This is a genomic window from Mesorhizobium loti (assembly GCF_013170705.1).
GTDB lineage: Bacteria > Pseudomonadota > Alphaproteobacteria > Rhizobiales > Rhizobiaceae > Mesorhizobium > Mesorhizobium loti_D.
The window spans coordinates 4,512,974-4,530,684 of sequence record NZ_CP033334.1 but is presented as its reverse complement, the minus strand read 5'-3'; the positions used below and the strand labels follow the sequence as shown (position 1 = coordinate 4,530,684).

General features: G+C 62.1%; 20 protein-coding genes. 6 read left to right on the top strand and 14 right to left on the bottom strand.

All coding sequences use genetic code 11. From position 1 onward, the window contains the following. Positions 1-25: 25 nt before the first annotated feature. The 6 genes from EB815_RS22060 to EB815_RS22035 all read right to left on the bottom strand — a co-directional run bounded on the left by EB815_RS22060 (position 26) and on the right by EB815_RS22035 (position 4,827). A complete protein-coding gene (locus EB815_RS22060) occupies positions 26-841 on the bottom strand; it encodes a phosphatidate cytidylyltransferase (protein ID WP_056577003.1) in 816 nt (271 codons plus the stop codon). After that, complete coding sequence (locus tag EB815_RS22055) at positions 838-1,572, bottom strand: isoprenyl transferase (protein ID WP_081294802.1); 735 nt, start codon at positions 1,570-1,572, stop codon at positions 838-840. The genes EB815_RS22060 and EB815_RS22055 overlap by 4 nt, the downstream gene beginning before the upstream one ends. A gap of 32 nt (positions 1,573-1,604) precedes the next feature. Continuing rightward, positions 1,605-2,159: a ribosome recycling factor gene (gene frr / locus EB815_RS22050; protein WP_027051885.1), complete on the bottom strand. Its 555-nt coding sequence runs from the start codon at positions 2,157-2,159 to the stop codon at positions 1,605-1,607. 109 nt (positions 2,160-2,268) lie between these two features. Then, positions 2,269-2,991, bottom strand: a complete 723-nt coding sequence (pyrH, locus tag EB815_RS22045; protein WP_081294803.1) for a UMP kinase — start codon at positions 2,989-2,991, stop codon at positions 2,269-2,271. Positions 2,992-3,152: 161 nt separating this feature from the next. Continuing rightward, a complete protein-coding gene (locus EB815_RS22040; protein ID WP_056576997.1) occupies positions 3,153-4,262 on the bottom strand; it encodes an aldo/keto reductase in 1,110 nt (369 codons plus the stop codon). Positions 4,263-4,299: 37 nt separating this feature from the next. Beyond that, positions 4,300-4,827, bottom strand: a complete 528-nt coding sequence (locus EB815_RS22035; protein ID WP_056576994.1) for a nuclear transport factor 2 family protein — start codon at positions 4,825-4,827, stop codon at positions 4,300-4,302. Positions 4,828-4,943: 116 nt separating this feature from the next. Here EB815_RS22035 and EB815_RS22030 point away from each other — a divergent pair, with 116 nt between their 5' ends. Then, entirely contained in the window at positions 4,944-5,879 is a 936-nt protein-coding gene (locus EB815_RS22030) for a LysR family transcriptional regulator (RefSeq protein WP_056576991.1), read from the top strand. A 13-nt stretch (positions 5,880-5,892) separates the two neighbouring features. Here EB815_RS22030 and tsf read toward each other — a convergent pair whose 3' ends face one another. The 5 genes from tsf to EB815_RS22005 form a co-directional block, all read right to left on the bottom strand. Further along, the gene (tsf, locus tag EB815_RS22025; protein ID WP_056576988.1) at positions 5,893-6,813 is read right to left on the bottom strand and encodes a translation elongation factor Ts; all 921 of its coding nucleotides are present in this window, start codon (positions 6,811-6,813) and stop codon (positions 5,893-5,895) included. Positions 6,814-6,922: 109 nt separating this feature from the next. Further along, positions 6,923-7,705: a 30S ribosomal protein S2 gene (gene rpsB / locus EB815_RS22020; protein WP_023777441.1), complete on the bottom strand. Its 783-nt coding sequence runs from the start codon at positions 7,703-7,705 to the stop codon at positions 6,923-6,925. A gap of 177 nt (positions 7,706-7,882) precedes the next feature. Next, positions 7,883-8,494, bottom strand: a complete 612-nt coding sequence (locus tag EB815_RS22015) for a LysE family translocator (protein WP_056576985.1) — start codon at positions 8,492-8,494, stop codon at positions 7,883-7,885. Then, the gene (locus tag EB815_RS22010) at positions 8,491-8,769 is read right to left on the bottom strand and encodes a DUF4031 domain-containing protein (protein ID WP_056576980.1); all 279 of its coding nucleotides are present in this window, start codon (positions 8,767-8,769) and stop codon (positions 8,491-8,493) included. The genes EB815_RS22015 and EB815_RS22010 overlap by 4 nt, the downstream gene beginning before the upstream one ends. Positions 8,770-8,805: 36 nt before the next feature. Beyond that, positions 8,806-9,636, bottom strand: coding sequence for a cell envelope integrity EipB family protein (locus EB815_RS22005; RefSeq protein ID WP_056576977.1), 831 nt, complete (start codon positions 9,634-9,636; stop codon positions 8,806-8,808). A 138-nt stretch (positions 9,637-9,774) separates the two neighbouring features. Between EB815_RS22005 and EB815_RS22000 the strand changes: the two genes are divergently transcribed. The 5 genes from EB815_RS22000 to EB815_RS21980 all read left to right on the top strand — a co-directional run bounded on the left by EB815_RS22000 (position 9,775) and on the right by EB815_RS21980 (position 14,039). Continuing rightward, positions 9,775-10,239, top strand: a complete 465-nt coding sequence (locus EB815_RS22000) for a RidA family protein (RefSeq protein ID WP_056576974.1) — start codon at positions 9,775-9,777, stop codon at positions 10,237-10,239. A 7-nt stretch (positions 10,240-10,246) separates the two neighbouring features. Next, a complete protein-coding gene (locus EB815_RS21995) occupies positions 10,247-10,975 on the top strand; it encodes a glycerophosphodiester phosphodiesterase (RefSeq protein ID WP_056576971.1) in 729 nt (242 codons plus the stop codon). Positions 10,976-11,030: 55 nt separating this feature from the next. Next, positions 11,031-12,245 (top strand): GNAT family N-acetyltransferase, encoded by a 1,215-nt coding sequence (locus EB815_RS21990; protein WP_056576968.1) that lies wholly within the window; start codon positions 11,031-11,033, stop codon positions 12,243-12,245. 108 nt (positions 12,246-12,353) lie between these two features. Beyond that, positions 12,354-12,791 carry an HIT family protein gene (locus tag EB815_RS21985; RefSeq protein ID WP_056576965.1) on the top strand — a complete coding sequence of 146 codons (438 nt, stop codon included), beginning with the start codon at positions 12,354-12,356 and terminating at the stop codon, positions 12,789-12,791. A 93-nt stretch (positions 12,792-12,884) separates the two neighbouring features. Beyond that, a complete protein-coding gene (locus EB815_RS21980; RefSeq protein ID WP_245303322.1) occupies positions 12,885-14,039 on the top strand; it encodes a phosphatase PAP2 family protein in 1,155 nt (384 codons plus the stop codon). Here the strand turns inward: EB815_RS21980 and EB815_RS21975 are convergent, their stop codons facing one another. The 3 genes from EB815_RS21975 to clpS form a co-directional block, all read right to left on the bottom strand. Beyond that, positions 14,040-14,681: a chloramphenicol phosphotransferase CPT family protein gene (locus EB815_RS21975; RefSeq protein WP_056576961.1), complete on the bottom strand. Its 642-nt coding sequence runs from the start codon at positions 14,679-14,681 to the stop codon at positions 14,040-14,042. Between the two features lie 62 nt (positions 14,682-14,743). Further along, entirely contained in the window at positions 14,744-17,212 is a 2,469-nt protein-coding gene (clpA, locus tag EB815_RS21970) for an ATP-dependent Clp protease ATP-binding subunit ClpA (protein WP_056576958.1), read from the bottom strand. A 6-nt stretch (positions 17,213-17,218) separates the two neighbouring features. Beyond that, on the bottom strand, positions 17,219-17,548 hold the full coding sequence (gene clpS, locus EB815_RS21965) for an ATP-dependent Clp protease adapter ClpS (RefSeq protein WP_010909565.1): 330 nt from the start codon (positions 17,546-17,548) through the stop codon (positions 17,219-17,221). Between the last annotated feature and the right edge of the window lie 163 nt (positions 17,549-17,711).

The window sequence follows — 17,711 nt, the reverse complement described above, 5'->3', positions numbered from 1 at the left end:
GCACCAGATCGTGGAACGGCATCATTCAAATCGGAAACAGCCCCTGTGCCGGATGATCGGCGCCCGCCGAAATCCAGCCAATGACGTACAGGGCGAGAGCGGCCGCGACAAGCCCGTCGACACGGTCCATCACGCCGCCATGCCCGGGAATGAGCACACCCGAATCCTTGCGGCCATGCCGCCGCTTGACCCAGGATTCGAACAGGTCACCGGCCTGGGCTACAATTGAAAGCACGAGCGCCACAAGGCCGAGCAGCGCCAGGTTCCCGGCACCAGCGGCGGCGGCCAGCACAACCCCGGCAACGACACCACCCACAGCACCGCCAAGCGCACCGCTGCGGGTCTTTCCGGGCGAAATCGACGGCGCAAGTTTGGGACCGCCGACGGCGCGCCCGACGAAATAGGCAAAAATGTCGGTCGCCCAGACAACCGCGAACAAAAACAGGATGGCGACGAGGCCCGCATGGTCGCCATCGCGCAGCAGGGCGAGCGACAGGCCGGACACGCTGGCATAGGCAAGGCCGCTTGCCTCCCATTGCCCGGTCTGACGAACCAGGGCGGCAATCGCCGTTACGGCAATCAGAATCACGGCTAGCAGCAGCAGCCAGAACGCGGCAAGCCCGGCAATCAGGGCGCCGATGAAAACGACCGCCAGCGCCTCGGGCAGGAAGCCCAGCCCATGGGTCGTGACAGGCCGCGACATGCGTGTCCACTCGTAAAAGATCATCGCCACCATGGCTGCGCACAGCAGTCGGAACGCCAGGCCGCCAAGCCATGTCAGGCCAAGGGCGATGACGGCAAGCACGACCGCTGAAATGACGCGGAGCTGAAGGTTGCTCATCCCGCGGCCGGTCGCGACGCGACGTCTTGCTGGCCCAATCCGCCGAAACGGCGCTCGCGGCCGGCAAATTCGCGCAAGGCCTCGGCGAGGTGCTCGCGGCTGAAATCAGGCCAATAGCAAGGCAGGAACACGAGTTCGCTATAGGCAGCCTGCCACAAGAGGAAGTTGGACAGGCGAAGCTCGCCGCTGGTGCGTATGACCAGTTCCGGATCGGGAATGCCTTGCGTGTCGAGACAGCCGGCAAAGCTTTCGGCGGTAATTGCTTCGCTGTCGATCTCGCCGCGCGCCACGGCCGAAGCAAGCTTGCGCGCCGTGCGAACGATCTCGTCGCGTCCGCCATAGTTGAAGGCGATGACCAGCGTCAGCGCTTCGTTGCCGGCGGTGAGCGATTCGGCCTCGTCGAGCAGCCCTCTGATGTCGGCCTGCAGCCCTGCCCTGTCGCCGATGATCCTGACCCGCACGCCGCTCTGATGGAGTTCGGCGAGATCGCGGCGGATGAAAAGCTTCAACAGTCCCATCAGGTCGCTGACTTCGGACTTCGGCCGCGACCAGTTCTCCGAAGAGAAAGCATAGACGGTCAGGAAGGAGATACCGAGATCCGGTGCCGCGCGCACCGTCTTGCGCAGTGCCTCGACGCCGGCGCGATGACCAGCGAGCCTCGGCATGCCGCGCGACTTGGCCCAGCGTCCATTTCCATCCATGATGATCGCGACATGCGCGGGCGTTGTCATGATCTCGCTCTCGGGTCGGCCTGCGGCCAACCCTAAACCTGCATGATTTCAGCTTCCTTGTCGGAAAGCAGATGATCGATGGTGCTGATCGTTTCGTCTGTGAGCTTCTGGACCTGGTCCGAACGCTTGCGCTGATCGTCCTCGCTGATGGTGCCGTCCTTCTCCGCCTTCTTCAGGAAGTCCATGCCGTCGCGGCGCACATGGCGCGCGGCGACGCGGGCGTTCTCGGCGTAGCCATGCGAGATCTTGACCAGTTCCTTGCGGCGCTGCTCGTTGAGCTCCGGCAGCGGAATCCTGAGATTGGTGCCGTCGACGATCGGGTTGAAGCCCAGATTGGATTCCCGGATGGCGCGGTCGACGGCTCCAACCATCGACTTGTCCCAGATCGACACCGAGATCATGCGCGGCTCCGGAACGGTAACGTTGGCGACCTGGTTGATCGGCATGGTGGTGCCGTAGGCCTGCACCTGGATGGCATCGAGCAGATTGCTGGAGGCGCGACCGGTCCGCAGCGAAGCCAGGTCATGCTTGAACGCGGCGATTGCCCCATCCATGCGCCGCTTGAGATCGTCGTACTCACCACTCATCTTAGTCTCCTCGACCCGTCTGCCGCGGGTTCACTGCTTCGGGGCAAGGCCCCGTTCGAGCCTGATTTTCGAAAAGCCGGTTTCCCTTTTCTAGGGATCAGGCCCCGGATCAATCGTCCGCGACGACCGTGCAGCGGCCGCCGCCCCTCAGAATATCGCCGAAACCACCTTTTTCGTGGATCGAATAGACGATTATCGGAATGTTGTTTTCGCGCGCAAGTGCAATCGCAGCAGTATCCATGATGGAAAGGCCGCGATTTATGACTTCGGCATGGCTGATGCGCTCGAAACGCGTCGCACGCGGGTCCTTTTTCGGGTCGGCCGAATAGACACCGTCGACCTGCGTGCCCTTGAACAGCGCGTCGGCGCCAATTTCGGCCGCGCGAAGCGCTGCGGCCGAATCAGTGGTGAAGAACGGATTGCCGGTGCCGCCGGCAAAGATCACCACCCTGCCCTGGTTCATGTAAGCGTCTGCCTGGCGTTGCGAAAAACTCTCGCAAAGTTCGGGCATGGCGATCGCCGACAGCACCACGGCATCGACGCCGATCTTGTGCAGCGAGGTGCGCAATGCCAGCGAGTTGATGACCGTGGCAAGCATGCCCATGTGGTCGCCGGTGACGCGGTCTCCACCCTTGGAGGCGACGGCCACGCCGCGGAAGATATTGCCGCCGCCGATGACGACGCCGACCTCGATGCCCAGCGCGCGGGCCTCGGCGATGTCGGCTGCGATGCGATCCACGACCGAGACGTCGATGCCGAAATGCTGCTCGCCCATCAACGCTTCGCCCGACGCTTTCAACAAGACACGTCGGTAGAGGGGCTTCACCGTCATCTGGTCCTCGTCATTTTGCATGTGGCGCGCCTGGGCTGGCCGCCCTCGCGCAGGCGCCGCGCCCCGAACATTGGCGCGATGCCGAGTTCCGATACACGAAGGGCGCCGCGATGTCACGCGGCGCCCAATCGGCAAATTGACGGCAACCCCTGCCCGATCGATCAGTCGGTGGATACGCTGGCAGGCTCGCCCTCGACAAGCACCGGCGAGGCGTAGCCGGGGGGCTTGTCTCCCGTTGCAGCGCCGCCGGTGACGCGCGCCTGTATCTGCGGCCCGAAATAGGAATAGGGAAACGGCGCCGGCGTTGCGCTGACCGAATCCAGCCGGTTGCGAAGCCCTGCCGGTATCTTGAAATCCAGCGCGCCAAGATTGTCCTTGATCTGGCTGGGCGTCGTCGCACCGAGGATGACGGCGGCGATCCCCGGCTGCGTCGCCACCCAGTTGAGCGCGACCTGCGGCATGCCGCGGCCAAGCTCGGACGCAACCTTCTCGAGCTCGGCCACGATGGCCCAGTTGTGCTCCGTGAATTTCTGGAAGCCCGGATGCGTCGAATTGCGAAACCCGTCGAGCCGACCGGCATTTCCGGCCTGGACCGGCCGGTATTTACCGCTGAGCAGCCCGCTGGCCAGCGGGCTCCAGACCATGATGCCGGCGCCATGCCGCATGCCGAATGGCACGAACTCATTCTCGATCGAGCGTTCGGCGAGGGAGTATTCGAGCTGCAGGGCCGAAACCGGTTCATATCCGCGCAACTCGGCGATCGCCTGTGCCCGCCCCGCATACCAGGCCGGCACGTCGGACAGGCCGATATGGCGCACCTTGCCCACCCGCACCAGGTCATCCAGGGTGCGCATGACTTCTTCGGCCGGCGTCAGCCTGTCCCACACATGCATGAGATAGAGATCTATATAATCGGTGCCCAACCGCTTCAGTGAAGCGTCTATCGCGCGCATGATGTTCTTGCGGCCGTTGCCGCCGGCATTGGGATTGCCGGGCTGCATGTTCATGGTGAACTTGCTGGCGATCACCGCGGTATCGCGCAAGCCCCGCTCGGCGATGAATTCGCCAAGCCAGGCTTCGGCGGTGCCACCGGTGTAGAGGTCCGCCGTGTCGAAGAAATTGCCGCCTGCCTCGACATAGGCGTTGAACATCGCGCGGGCCGTGTCCCTGTCGGCTCCCCAGCCCCATTCCTTGCCGAACGTCATGGTGCCCAGCGCCAGCCGGCTGACCCTGAGTCCGCTGCTGCCGAGCGTGTAATAGGTCATGGTCATGATCGTCTTCCAATGCTTGATGGTGAGTGCCGTGGTATCACTGGCCCGGCGTCGCCTTGACCCAGGGGTTGCCGCGCTCATGCGTCATGCGGAAGGCGAAGCCGTTGACCTTCCAGCCGGAGGCGGAGCGCGTCAGCTTGTGCTCATACGTGCCCCAGACCTCCCAAAGCGGGTCGCCATTGCCTTCCATCCGGTTCCAGGCATAGCCGTTCGACAGGACGGTCGCCGTGTCCGCCTCGAGTTCGACCTGGTGATTGGTGCGCAGGTGCAGGCTTGTCTTCGAACCCTTGAGGTTGCCGGCCCAGGCGCCGATCAGGTCGTCGGACGCGATGACGGCCGCGGGCTGTCCCGACAGGCTGCTGAAGTCGGCGGCAACCCGATCAGCGAAATAGCTGCGCGCGAGTTTCCAGTCCTGTGCGTCGACGGCGCGGTCGATGGCATCGGCGATGCGGATGACCGCGCGCTCGTCCGCGAGCGCTTGCCAGCCGGATGGTTCCGCCCCGCCGGCATCGACCGGTGACAGCGCCATGCCGGCCGCGAAGGTTAAGTGCTTCAACGCATTCATGTCTCTTCTCCTCAATGCCATCAGCCAATCGCGGATGTTTCGGCGACAATGTGGATCGGTGCCTTGGCATCGATAAGATTGCATTGTTCGCAAGGACCATGCGATATCATTCATGAATGGATCGGGATCTGCTCAGCCATCTGCCGGTCATCGTTGCCGTTGCCCGGCGCGGAGGTTTCGCGCTTGCGGCCGCCGAACTCGGCATGAGTCCGTCGGCTGTCAGCCATGCGGTGCGCCTTGTCGAGGAGCGGGTCGGTCAGCCCCTGTTCGCACGCACGACACGCAGCGTTTCGCTCACCGAGGCCGGCAAGGCATTGGTGGAAACGGCCGCTCCCGCCCTTCAGGATATCGCCGAGCGGATGGATCGTATCCGCAGCGTCAAGGGCAAGCCGTCCGGCCTGCTCAGGATCAATGCCTCCAACATCGCGATCCCGTTGGCGGTGACGCCGGTCGTCGCCGCCATGGCCGAGCGCTATCCGGACATCACGGTGGAGGTCTTCGCCGATCAGGGGCTGGTCGACATCGTCGGCGAAGGTTTTGACGCCGGGATCCGGCTGGGCGAGATGATCGCTCAGGATATGGTCGCCGTGCGGCTCACGCCTCCGTTCAAGGCCGTCATCGTCGCCTCTCCCGCCTATATCGAGCGCCGTGGCCGCCCGCGCAGCGTAGCCGATCTCGCCAACCACAATTGCATCGGTTACCGGCTGGTTCGCTCCGGCGCGCTCTATCGCTGGGATTTGGCCGAGGACGGCAAGGATGTCGTCATGGAGACCGGCGGAACGGCCATCGTCACGGATTCGCTCGCCGCGATTGACCTGGCGCTTGCCGGAGTAGGCCTTGCCTACATGTTCGAACCGCTGGCGCGCGCGGATCTTGCGGCCGGCCGCCTGGTGCAGGTGCTGCCGCAATCAGCGATCGAGGAGCCTGGCCTGTTCCTCTATTTCCCGCGCCGGGCGGCGATGGCGCCGAAGCTGAGGGCGTTTATCGACACCGCACAAGAAATCGGCCTGACATCCATGCGGACATCAGGCCGAAAAACACTGTCGGAATAAAGCGGTAGGAAGCTTACTTCTTGACCGCGGCCGCGACTTCCGCCGCGAAATCGGTCTCTTCCTTCTCGATACCCTCGCCAAGCGCGAAGCGCAGATAGGCGGTGATCTTGGCCGGCGCGCCGATTTCCTTCTCGGCATCCTTCAGGGCCTTCTCGACGGTGATGTCGGGATTGAGCACGAAGGCCTGCTTCAAGAGCACGACTTCCTCGTAGAACTTGCGCATGCGGCCTTCTACCATCTTCTCGATGATCGCTTCCGGCTTGCCGGACTGACGTGCCTGGTCGGAGAAGATCGCCTTCTCGCGCTCGACCGCGGCCGGGTCGATCTGCTCCGCCGTCAGCGCCATCGGGTTGGTGGCGGCGACGTGCATGGCGACCTGGCGGCCAAAGGCGTTGGCCGCATGCTCATTGCCCGTGGTTTCGATCGCGACCAGCACGCCGAGCTTGCCGAGGCCGTCGGCAACCGCGTTGTGGACATAGGTCGCCACAGCGCCATGCGGAACGGTCAGCTTGGCCGAGCGGCGGAAGCCCAGGTTCTCGCCGATGGTGCCGACAGCGTCCTTGATGGTGTCGGTGACCGACTTGTCCGAACCCGGATATTTGGCGGCGGCAACCGCCTCGGTCGTGCCATAGGCGAGAGCGACCTTGGCAACGTTGGCGACGATTTCCTGGAACGCGGCATTGCGGGCAACGAAGTCGGTCTCGGAATTGACCTCGACGACCGCGGCCTCGCGCACGCCATTGTCGACGCCGATCAGGCCTTCGGCGGCGGTGCGGCCGGCCTTCTTGTCGGCCTTGGAAATGCCCTTCTTGCGCAGCCAGTCGACGGCCTCTTCCATATTGCCGTTGGTCTCGTTCAACGCCGCCTTGCAGTCCATCATGCCCGCGCCGGTCAAGTCGCGGAGTTCTTTGACCTGTGCAGCCGAAATGCTCATTGTCGCCTCTTTGTTTTAAATGCACCGACGCACCATCGGTACTCGATGGTGCGTCTGTTTAGCGTGCCAGAATATGAGAAAGATGAAGGCCGTTGCCGGCCTTCGATTATCAAGCCTCGGGGGCTTCCGACGCCGGAGCCGGATCGAGCGCCGGCTCGACCGGAGCTTCAACCGAAGCGCCGATGTCGACGCCGAGCGCGCCCTGCTGACGGGCGATGCCGTCGATCGCAGCCTTGGCGATCAGGTCGCAATAGAGCTGGATGGCGCGGGCCGCATCGTCATTGCCGGGGATCGGGAAATCGATCTTGTCCGGATCGCAGTTCGAATCGATGATGGCGACGACCGGGATGCCAAGGCGCTTGGCCTCAAGGATGGCGATCGCTTCCTTGTTGGTGTCGATCACGAACATCAGGTCGGGCGTCGAGCCCATGTCCTTGATGCCGCCCAGTGCCTTGTCCAGCTTCTCGCGCTCGCGATCGAGGTTCAGGCGCTCCTTCTTGGTAAGGCCCTGGGCCTCGCCGGCCAGCATCTCGTCGAGCTTGCGCAGGCGCTGGATCGAATTCGAGATCGTCTTCCAGTTGGTCAGCATGCCGCCGAGCCAACGCGAGTTGACATAGTACTGGGCCGAACGCTGAGCCGCATCGGCAACGATGTCGGACGCCTGGCGCTTGGTGCCGACGAACAGCACGCGGCCGCCCTTGGCTACGGTGTCGGAGACCTGCTTCAGCGCCTGGTGCAGCAAGGGCACCGTCTGCGAGAGGTCGATGATGTGGATGTTGTTGCGGGCGCCATAGATGTAGGGCGCCATCTTCGGATTCCAGCGGTGGGTCTGGTGGCCGAAGTGAATGCCAGCTTCCAAAAGCTGGCGCATGCTGAAATCAGGCAGAGCCATTCTTATTTTCCTTTCCGGTTAGCCTCCACGGACACAGGCATTTTCGGACGAGGTCCTTGAACGCCACCGGAGGTTTCAGCCGGATTTCTCCCGGGCAGACACCAAAGTCCGTGTGTGGAATGAGCGCGCATATAGAGGGGAAGTGCGACAAACGCAAGCGGGTCGGCGCTTTACCGCTCAGCGTGCGGCAATCAGCGCTCCGGTGCCGATCATGGCGCTGCCGGCAAACCGGTTCATCAGCCGCATGCGCCTGGGTGTCCTGAACCAGCCCGAAGCCCGGCCCGCAAGTGCTGCATAGGCACCCATTGTGAGGATATTGACGCTGATCACGACGGCCACGACCAGCAGGCCATCGACAAAGGTGAGCGTGTCGAGGTTGAGGATCAGCGGCATGATCGAGGCATGGAACAGGATTGCCTTCGGGTTTCCCAGCGCGATGGATGCGCCAAGGAGGAAGGATCGGGACAATCTCGCCTCGGCCGTCCGTGATTCATCCGATTGCGCGGCCGAGGCGCGCCACATCCTGATCCCGAGAAAGATCAGATAGGCAGCGCCGGCATATTTCAGCAGGAGAAAGATCCATTCGAAGGTCTGGGCCAGCGCCACCAGACCGAGCAGCGCCAGGGTGACCAGCACGGCGTCGCCGGCGGCGACCCCAATGCCGGCCATGAAGGCACGAAGGAAACCCCGCGACACGCCATTGGTGATGACCGCGAACATCGCGGGTCCCGGTGTGGCGGCGGCGAGCGTGACGGCGGCGCAATAGGCAAGAAATGCCGTTGGTGTCATGGCCTTGCCTTTCCATTGGGCACCCGCACGCGCCGGAAGATCGCGACGATCTCCTCGCGGCTGCATTCGATGGCGCCGAGCCGCACCGCGCGGTCGCGCTCCAGGCCGGTTATGTCATAGTGCGGAGCCGACGTCTTGGGCGGGCCCTGGTAGGACGAGCGCTTGACGCCCAGTTCGGCGGCGAATCGATGCAACTCGTGGGTATCGTCGGCCATCAGGTGGCACCAGCGATGGCCCGCCCACTTCCAGATCGCCGCATCGACGTAGACCGCCATCAAGCCCGCCGTGGCCGCCTCAATTGCGCACCCCGGCTATTTCGATACCGGGCAAGGCTTTGTCTGGTCGAACAGCGAAAGATTGACCAGTTTGCCCGTCATCGAGAAGTCGCCATAGTCCATGGTGAGATCGCGGGTGATGCCGTTCTCATGCAACTTGAAGCTGATCCGGTATTCCGGCACCTCTTCACCGTTCTGGGCGCTGTCATCGAAATAGGCGATGTCGACCGGCCAGTATTTGTCGGTGGCGAGCTTCGCCAGCGCCGGAGCTTCCGGATCGGCCTTGTCAGCCTCGGTCTTCTTGCCGACGACGACGGTGGTCGTCATCACCTTGTTGGCGTCCTCGGAGCCGTCGAACAGGTTTGTCTGGTAGAAGTTCTCGCCTTTCTCGGCCTTGCCGATCAGTTCGACCAGATGCTGGGTCGGAAACTGGGTGGCGGCGAGTTCCAGGCTGTTCTTCTCGGGCTTGTCGATGTCGACCTTCAGCCCCTTCGCATCTTTCGTGGCGATACCCTTGACCTCCTTGTCGAGGTTCTGGTCGACGAAGGATTTGGTCACGAACGAAAAGGTCTTGCCTTCGGCGTCCTCGAAAGTCGTTGTCTGCTGGTCGGTGAGTCTCGTGTTGTCGTTGGTGACGATCTGGGTCACGAAACGGAATTTCACCGTATAGCCTTCGCATGCCGAACCGTTGAATTCATAGACCATGCGACCTGATATGCCTGTTATGCCGGACCGGTCGGAGGCCTTGTTGAGGGTGAGGTCATACACGGCGCGGTGCGCCTGCAGCGCCGGGACGGCGAAAGCGGGGCCTACCGAGAAGACCGCCGACAACAGGGCGGCGTGGAATGCAAGGCGCGTTGCGCGCATGAGGTACTCCGATCGTCGCGGCTGATGGCAGGCCGCAGGGAAAGATGGTCCAGCTTAAAAAAAGTCGTGGCGGAAGCGAGGCAAAAATAGCAATTTCGGCCCGGCCAGCGCGGCGCCTTCCAGCAATAGGGAAAAGCAATGAGTGAAACAATCGAAAAGCGGCTAAGCGATCTCGGCGTGGCGCTTCCTGTCGCCGCCGCACCTGCCGCCAACTACGTGCCCTATTGCAGGTCAGGCAGTCTGCTGTTCACCGCCGGACAATTGCCGCTCAAGGACGGCAAGCTGCAGGCGAGCGGCCTGCTCGGCCGCGACGTCGACACGGCAAGCGGCAAGGACGCGGCAAAATACTGCGCAATCAACATTCTGGCACAGGCCAAAGCCGCGCTCGGCGATCTCGAGAAGATCCGGAAGCTTGTGAAGATCACCGTCTTCGTCGCCTCCGCGGCTGACTTTGTCGAGCAGCATCTGGTCGCCAACGGCGCCTCTGATTTCCTGGTCGCCGCCCTTGGCGAGCGCGGCAAGCACGCCCGCTCGGCCGTCGGCACCGCCTCCCTGCCGCTTAATGCCGCAGTGGAAATCGAAGCGATCTTCGAAGTCGAATGAGGCTGACATGACCGACCTCTCCTGGCTGACTGCCCGGCCGGTTGCCCATCGCGGCTTCCACGACATGAACAAGACGCGGTGGGAAAACACGCTGTCGGCCTTCTCCGCCGCGGCCGAACGCGGCTACGCCATCGAATGCGACGTGCATCTGTCGTCGGATAGCGTTCCCATCATCATCCATGACGACGACCTGAAAAGGCTGACCGGACAGGATGGTTTCGTCTGGCAACGCAGCGCTTCCGAACTGACCGCGCTCAAGGTTGGCGGCACGTCCGACCATTTGCCGACGCTGCAGGAAGCACTCGACCTGGTCGACGGTCGCGTGCCCATGGTCGTCGAACTGAAAGGGATTCCCGGCCGCGATGAAGGCCTGGTGGCGCACGTCGGCAAGATACTCAAGCGTTACAAGGGCAAGGCGGCGATCATGTCGTTCGATCACTGGCTGATCCGTGATTTCCCGAAACATGCGCCCGGCATTCCCGCTGGTCTGACCGCCTACGGCAAGGACCTCAAGCTGATCGAAGCGCATTTTTCCATGCTGGCGCACGAGCTTTCCTTCACTTCCTACGCCGCCGGCGACTTGCCGAACCCGTTCGTCAGCTTCGTGCGTGAAAAGCTCAAGATGCCTGTCATCACCTGGACGGTCCATGACCAGCCCGCGATCGACTTGACCTTCAGATATGCCGATCAGATGACATTCGAAGGGTTCGAACCCGACTTGGTGCACGTCGCCTGAACGGGGTGTCTGAAACGTGACTTGTAGCGGCCCCGATGGAGCTTAAATAAGCCTCATGGATCAGGGTGACGACGGCGACGGACAAACAGCAAGCGCGGACTATTCGATCCGCATCGCCGCCGGCATCGGCGCTTTCACCTGCGATGAATGGAACGGCTTTGCCGGCACCACGCGCGGCGATGCGGAGAATGGCTATAACCCCCTCGTTTCATTTGCGTTCTTGAGCGCACTGGAAGATTCCGGCTGCGCCGTGCGGCGCACCGGCTGGCAAGGACATCACTTGCGGCTGGAGACCGCGCAAGGCAGGCTGCTGGGTGCGGTCCCTTGCTATCTCAAGTCGCACAGCCAGGGCGAATATGTATTCGACCACGGCTGGTCGGATGCCTTCGAGCGCGCCGGTGGCCGCTACTACCCGAAACTGCAATGCGCCGTGCCGTTCACGCCTGTCACCGGCCCTCGGCTGCTGGTCGGCAAAGGCGAGGATCCCGACGCGGTCAAGGCCGGGCTCGCCGCCGGCCTCAAAATGGTGACCGACAAGCTCGGCGTATCCTCGGCCCATGTCACCTTCGCGCAGGAAAGCGACGTCGCGACGCTTGAGGCCGCGGGCTTCCTGCATCGCACCGACCAGCAGTTCCACTTCTTCAACGAAGGCTTTTCGACTTACGACGACTTTCTCGCCACACTTGCCTCGCGCAAGCGCAAGGCGATGAAGAAGGAACGGCGCGAAGCGCTTGCCGATGGCATCACCATCGACTGGCTGACCGGCAAGGACCTGACCGAGAAAGCCTGGGACGACTTCTTCGCTTTCTACATGGACACCGGCAGCCGCAAATGGGGCCGCCCCTATCTGAACCGCCAGTTCTTCTCGCTGATCGGCGAACGCATGGCGGACGATATCCTGCTGGTGATGGCCAAGCGCAACGGGCGCTACATTGCTGGCGCCATCAACTTCATCGGCTCCGACGCGCTCTATGGCCGCAACTGGGGTTGCATCGAGGATCACCCCTTCCTGCATTTCGAGGTCTGCTACCACCAGGCCATCGATTTCGCCATCGAACGCAAGCTGAAGGTGGTCGAGGCTGGCGCGCAGGGAGAGCATAAGCTGGCGCGCGGCTACAGGCCGGTTACAATGCATTCCGCCCACTACATTTCGCATCCTGGCTTGCGCAACGCGGTCGCCGACTATCTCAGGCGCGAGCGGCGCGAAGTCGAGCGGATGGGCGAGTATCTGGAAGAGCATACCCCGTTCCGCAAGGATCTGGAGGAATAGGCAGGCCTTGGCATGGTCGATCTCGCCTGATCGCGCGCCACATCGTCTTGTCGCTACGGGACAGCTTCGCTACACGGGATGGCGAGGTACAAATCCGGAGCGTTCGCCATGGCCCAAACCGCCTATGACACCGACAACATCTTCGCCAAGATCCTGCGCGGCGAAATTCCTTCGCACCGCGTTTACGAAGACGATGCGGTCGTGGCCTTCATGGATGTGATGCCGCAGGGGCCGGGCCACACGCTGGTGGTGCCAAAGACGCCGTCGCGCAATCTGCTCGACGCCGCCCCATCGACCTTCGGCCCGCTTTTCACGGTCGTACAGAAAGTGGCGCTGGCCGTGAAGAAGGCCCTCGACGCCGATGGGGTCACCATCCTGCAGTTCAACGAACCGGCCTCCGGGCAGACCGTCTACCACCTTCATGTGCATGTCATCCCGCGCTTCGACGGCATCCCCCTGAAGCCACATACCGGCGCAATGGAAAAGCCCGAGGTGCTGGCTGAGAACGCCGAAAAGATCCGCGCCGCCCTGTCGGCCAAATCTTAAGTCTTTGTAAACCGAGCGATCATCGCGGCGGCTGGGACATCACCAGGCGGCGGCATTCTTAATATTCCAGCAAGCCCTTGCGAGGCATTTTTCGTGCGCGAGGGACATGCATTGCAAGATACTTTCGAATATTTGAGCCGGCGATCCGGGGCCAATGGTGAGGCCGCTTTTTCAAAAATCTTGGTCGAATCGTTTCTTCGGCACCGTATTATTCATGCGGTTGCGCTGTTTACTCTGGGATTGGGCTTTGCGGTTGGTGCCCGGGTCGGGAATCTGCCGGATTTCGCGTTGCTTTACGAATATGCCTTTTATCTGGTGGTCTATTTCTGGATTCTTGGATGTGTATATGCAGTCTTCCGGCTGCTTCAACTGGCGTTTGTCCATCGCGCAAGATCGCCGGCCAGCCATTTGCTGGTTTCCTTCCGGCAATTGCTGGCCGATAGAAACCGTATTGCCAATGGCGTGAACGGCCTTGCCGCGATCGTGATTTTTGTTTCGGGTTTCTCAGTGCTGAAGGGCGCGATCGCCGTACTGGCGCCTTTCTCCTGGGACCAGGCCATCGCACACTTCAGCACCAAGCTGCATTTCGGGCGCGCTTCTTACCAATGGCTTTGGTGGATTATTGAAAGCCCGCTAGCCATCCGTCTTCTCAATTTCTGCTATAATTTTTGGTTCGCGGTGCTGATCGTGACTGTCTTTTCAAGTGTCGTGGCGACCCGCGATACTCTTCTGCGTCATCAGTTCCTGCTCAGCTTCATGCTGCTCTGGCTGATCGGCGGCTTCTTCGTTGCCTTGATATTCTCATCCGCCGGCCCCTGCTACTTTGCAAGGTTGGGGTTTGGCGATCTCTATCAACCGTTGATGGACGCACTTCAGTCGGCGAATAGCCAGTATCCGGTTTGGGCCCTGTCCCTGCAGGAGCGGTTGTGGAACGGCTATGAGGGTCTGTCTTCAGGAACCATGGGCATATCGGCTTTCCCTTCCATTCACGTCGCTTCATCCGTGCTTTTTGCGCTGTATGTAACGAGTCTGTCTCCACGGCTTGGCGTCGTACTGTGGATATTCGCGGCGATCATCATGCTCGGCTCCGTGGTTCTTGGATGGCACTACGCCCCGGACGGTTACGCTGGCATACTGATCTCGGTCGCCATCTGGAAAGTCACCGGCGTGATATTGTCCCGGACGACGATTGCTTCGCGTTTCGCGAGCGATCTTCCTTTGGCCCGGCCGGAAGCCGCGTCGGTATAGTCAGGAACGCGGGTGGGTTGCGGGTGGCGCATCCACAAGCCTCTGAAAGGCTGTCGGGTGCGCCGCCCCCGATCGAAGCCGTTCGCGGATCGCATCCGCGCACTGCACCGGGCTCAGCAACGAAGTGTCGACCTCAAGATCGTATACGCCGGGCCGGTGTACCTCATCCTGCCACAGCCGCACCGGCGAAGGCACGGGATCGACCGGCGAGCCGGTGACATAACCCCTGCCCGCCTCGCTGGCGGCTCGCCTTTCCATAATGATTTCAATTGGACAGCGAACGCCGACAAACAGCACCGGCAGACCGGCGAGCCGGCGCGCACAATCGATCAGGCAGTTGAGGGGCTTCGAGTACGCATCGTGATGGCCGACATCCGTCACGACATTCAGGCCCAGCCGGCTGTGGGCCGCGATCGATTCGTAGAGGGCAGCGTACAAACGCGGCACAAAAACTTCGAGGTCGGGTCGCTCACCGCCAGGGCGCAACCCTATTCCCGGGCGAAGTTGCGGCGGTGTGATCCGCTCATAGCTGTCGACGCCCAGAGTCATCCACGGGTCATCGAAGCTTTCCTGAATGGCTCGGGCGATGCTCGACTTTCCCGATCGCGGCGCGCCGTTGAGGATGATGATCTGGCCGGCCATGGCACCCCATTGTTCAAATGAAAAAAGCCCCGTTTCCGGGGCTTTTCTCGACTGCGAAATGATCAGTTCTTTCTTGGCAGTTGCGGTACAAGGCTGCGCTTGCCGCCATCCTTGCCCTTGGGCTCCGGCTTCTGCGCCACGACCTTCTTCGCGGCAGGCTTCTTGGCCACCGCCTTCCTTGGCTTGGGCGCGTCTTCCGGCTCTTCCTTCTTCGGCTGCACCGGCGCCTCGTCGGCCAGCGACTCGAGCTTCAGGCCGGTCTCGCCGGTTTCCTTCTTCTCGACGGTGACGCGCACCGTGCCGCCCTTCTTCAGCTTGCCGAACAGCACCTCGTCGGCCAAAGGCTTCTTGATGTGCTCCTGGATGACGCGACCGAGCGGCCGCGCGCCCATGCGCTCGTCATAGCCCTTGTCGGCGAGCCAGGCGATCGCGTCCGGCGACAGGTCGAAGGTGACGCCGCGCTCGGAGAGCTGGGCCTCCAGCTGCATGACGAACTTCTGCACCACCTGGTGGATCACCGGCACCGGCAGCGAGCCGAACGGGATGATCGCATCGAGACGGTTGCGGAACTCCGGCGTGAACAGCCGATTGATCGCCTCGACATCGTCGCCTTCGCGCTTGGTCGAACCGAAACCGATCGCCGCGCGCTGTGCATCCGATGCACCCGCATTGGTGGTCATGATCAGGATTACATTGCGGAAGTCGATCTGCTTGCCGTTGTGATCGGTCAGCTTGCCGTGATCCATCACCTGCAACAGGATGTTGAACAGGTCCGGATGTGCCTTCTCGACCTCATCCAGCAACAGCACGCAGTGCGGATGCTGGTCGACACCGTCGGTCAACAGGCCGCCCTGGTCGAAGCCGACATAGCCGGGAGGCGCGCCGATCAGCCGTGAAACGGTATGGCGTTCCATGTATTCCGACATGTCGAAGCGGATCAGCTCGACACCGAGCGAGGCGGCGAGTTGCTTGGCGACTTCGGTCTTGCCGACGCCGGTCGGGCCTGAGAACAGGTAGGAGCCGATCGGCTTCTCCGGTTCGCGCAGGCCGGCACGGGCCAGCTTGATCGCCGAGGTCAGCGCGGTAATGGCGGTGTCCTGACCATACACGACACGCTTCAGTTCGATGTCGAGGCCTTGCAGCACTTTCTCGTCATCGGCCGAAACCGTCTTCGGCGGGATACGCGCCATGGTGGCGATCGTGGCTTCTATCTCCTTGATGCCGATGGTCTTCTTGCGCTTGGCTTCCGGCACCAGCATCTGCGAGGCACCGGTCTCGTCGATCACGTCGATCGCCTTGTCCGGCAGCTTGCGGTCGTTGATGTAGCGCGCCGACAGCTCGACCGAGGCCTTGATGGCTTCGCTCGTGTAGCGGACCTTGTGGAATTCCTCGAAATAGGGCTTCAGCCCCTTCATGATCTCGATGGCGTCCTCGATGGTCGGCTCGTTGACGTCGATCTTCTGGAAGCGCCGCACGAGAGCGCGATCCTTCTCGAAGAACTGGCGGAATTCCTTGTAGGTGGTCGAGCCGATGCAGCGGATCGCACCCGACGACAAAGCCGGCTTCAACAGGTTGGACGCGTCCATTGCGCCGCCCGACGTGGCACCGGCGCCGATCACCGTATGGATCTCGTCGATGAACAGCACGGCGCCCGGATAATCCTCGAGCTCCTTGACGACTTGCTTCAGCCGCTCCTCGAAATCGCCGCGATAGCGCGTGCCGGCCAGCAGCGTGCCCATGTCGAGCGCGAAGATGGTGGCGTTGTGCAGCACTTCGGGAACGTCGCCCTCGACGATGCGCTTGGCCAGGCCCTCGGCGATCGCGGTCTTGCCGACGCCGGGGTCGCCGACGTAGAGCGGGTTGTTCTTGGACCGGCGGCACAGCACCTGGATGGTGCGGTTGATTTCCGACTCGCGGCCGATCAACGGATCGATCTTGCCGGCCTTGGCCTTGTTGTTGAGGTTGACGCAGTAGGCGGTCAGCGCGTCCTGCTGCTGCTTCTTCTTGCCGCCTTCTTCTTGCGGCTCGGCGCCGTTCTGGCCGCCCTGCTCGTCATCGGCGCCGCGCGGCGAGCGCGTCTCCGATGCGCCCGGGCGCTTGGCGATGCCGTGCGAGATGTAGTTGACCGCGTCGTAGCGGGTCATCTGCTGTTCCTGCAGGAAATAGGCGGCGTGGCTCTCGCGCTCGGCGAAGATGGCGACGAGCACGTTGGCGCCCGACACTTCCTCGCGGCCCGACGACTGCACATGGATGACCGCGCGCTGGATCACGCGCTGGAACCCAGCGGTCGGCTTGGAGTCCTCGTCGTATCCGGTGACGAGGTTGTCGAGCTCTGTGTCGATATAGGTGAGAACAGTGTGCTTCAGCTCGTCGAGATCGACGTTGCAGGCGCGCATGACGGCGGCCGCCTCGGTGTCGTCGATCAGCGCGAGCAGCAGATGTTCCAGGGTTGCGTATTCATGGTGCCGCTCATTGGCGAGCGTCAGCGCCTGGTGAAGCGCCTTTTCCAGGCCTTGGGAGAAAGCCGGCATGTTACCTCACTTCTTCTCCATCACGCATTGCAGCGGATGCTGATTCTGTCGGGCGAAATCCATGACCTGAGACACTTTGGTCTCGGCCACCTCGAAAGTATAGACCCCGCACTCGCCCACTCCATGATTGTGAACATGGAGCATGATGCGTGTGGCGGCTTCGCGGTCCTTCTGGAAAAAACGCTCCAGAACGTGAACCACGAACTCCATCGGAGTGTAGTCGTCGTTGAGGATGAGGACCCGGTAAAGGCTGGGCTTCTTGGTCTTGGTTTTGGTGCGCGTGATCACGGCCGTCCCGCGGCCGGCCTCATTGCCGTCGCCGCCGCCGTTTTGCATCCGCGCCACTTGTTTCGTGGCAGTCAAACCGATCGTCACGTAATCCTGCCTCTTCGAATCCTCATGCGAGTTCGACATGTAGGTGTTCGATGGACGATTTTAAGCCCTTCTGGTTAGCTGACAATATGGCTAGGTGACCAAACTTCGCGGATTTTCGCAATCG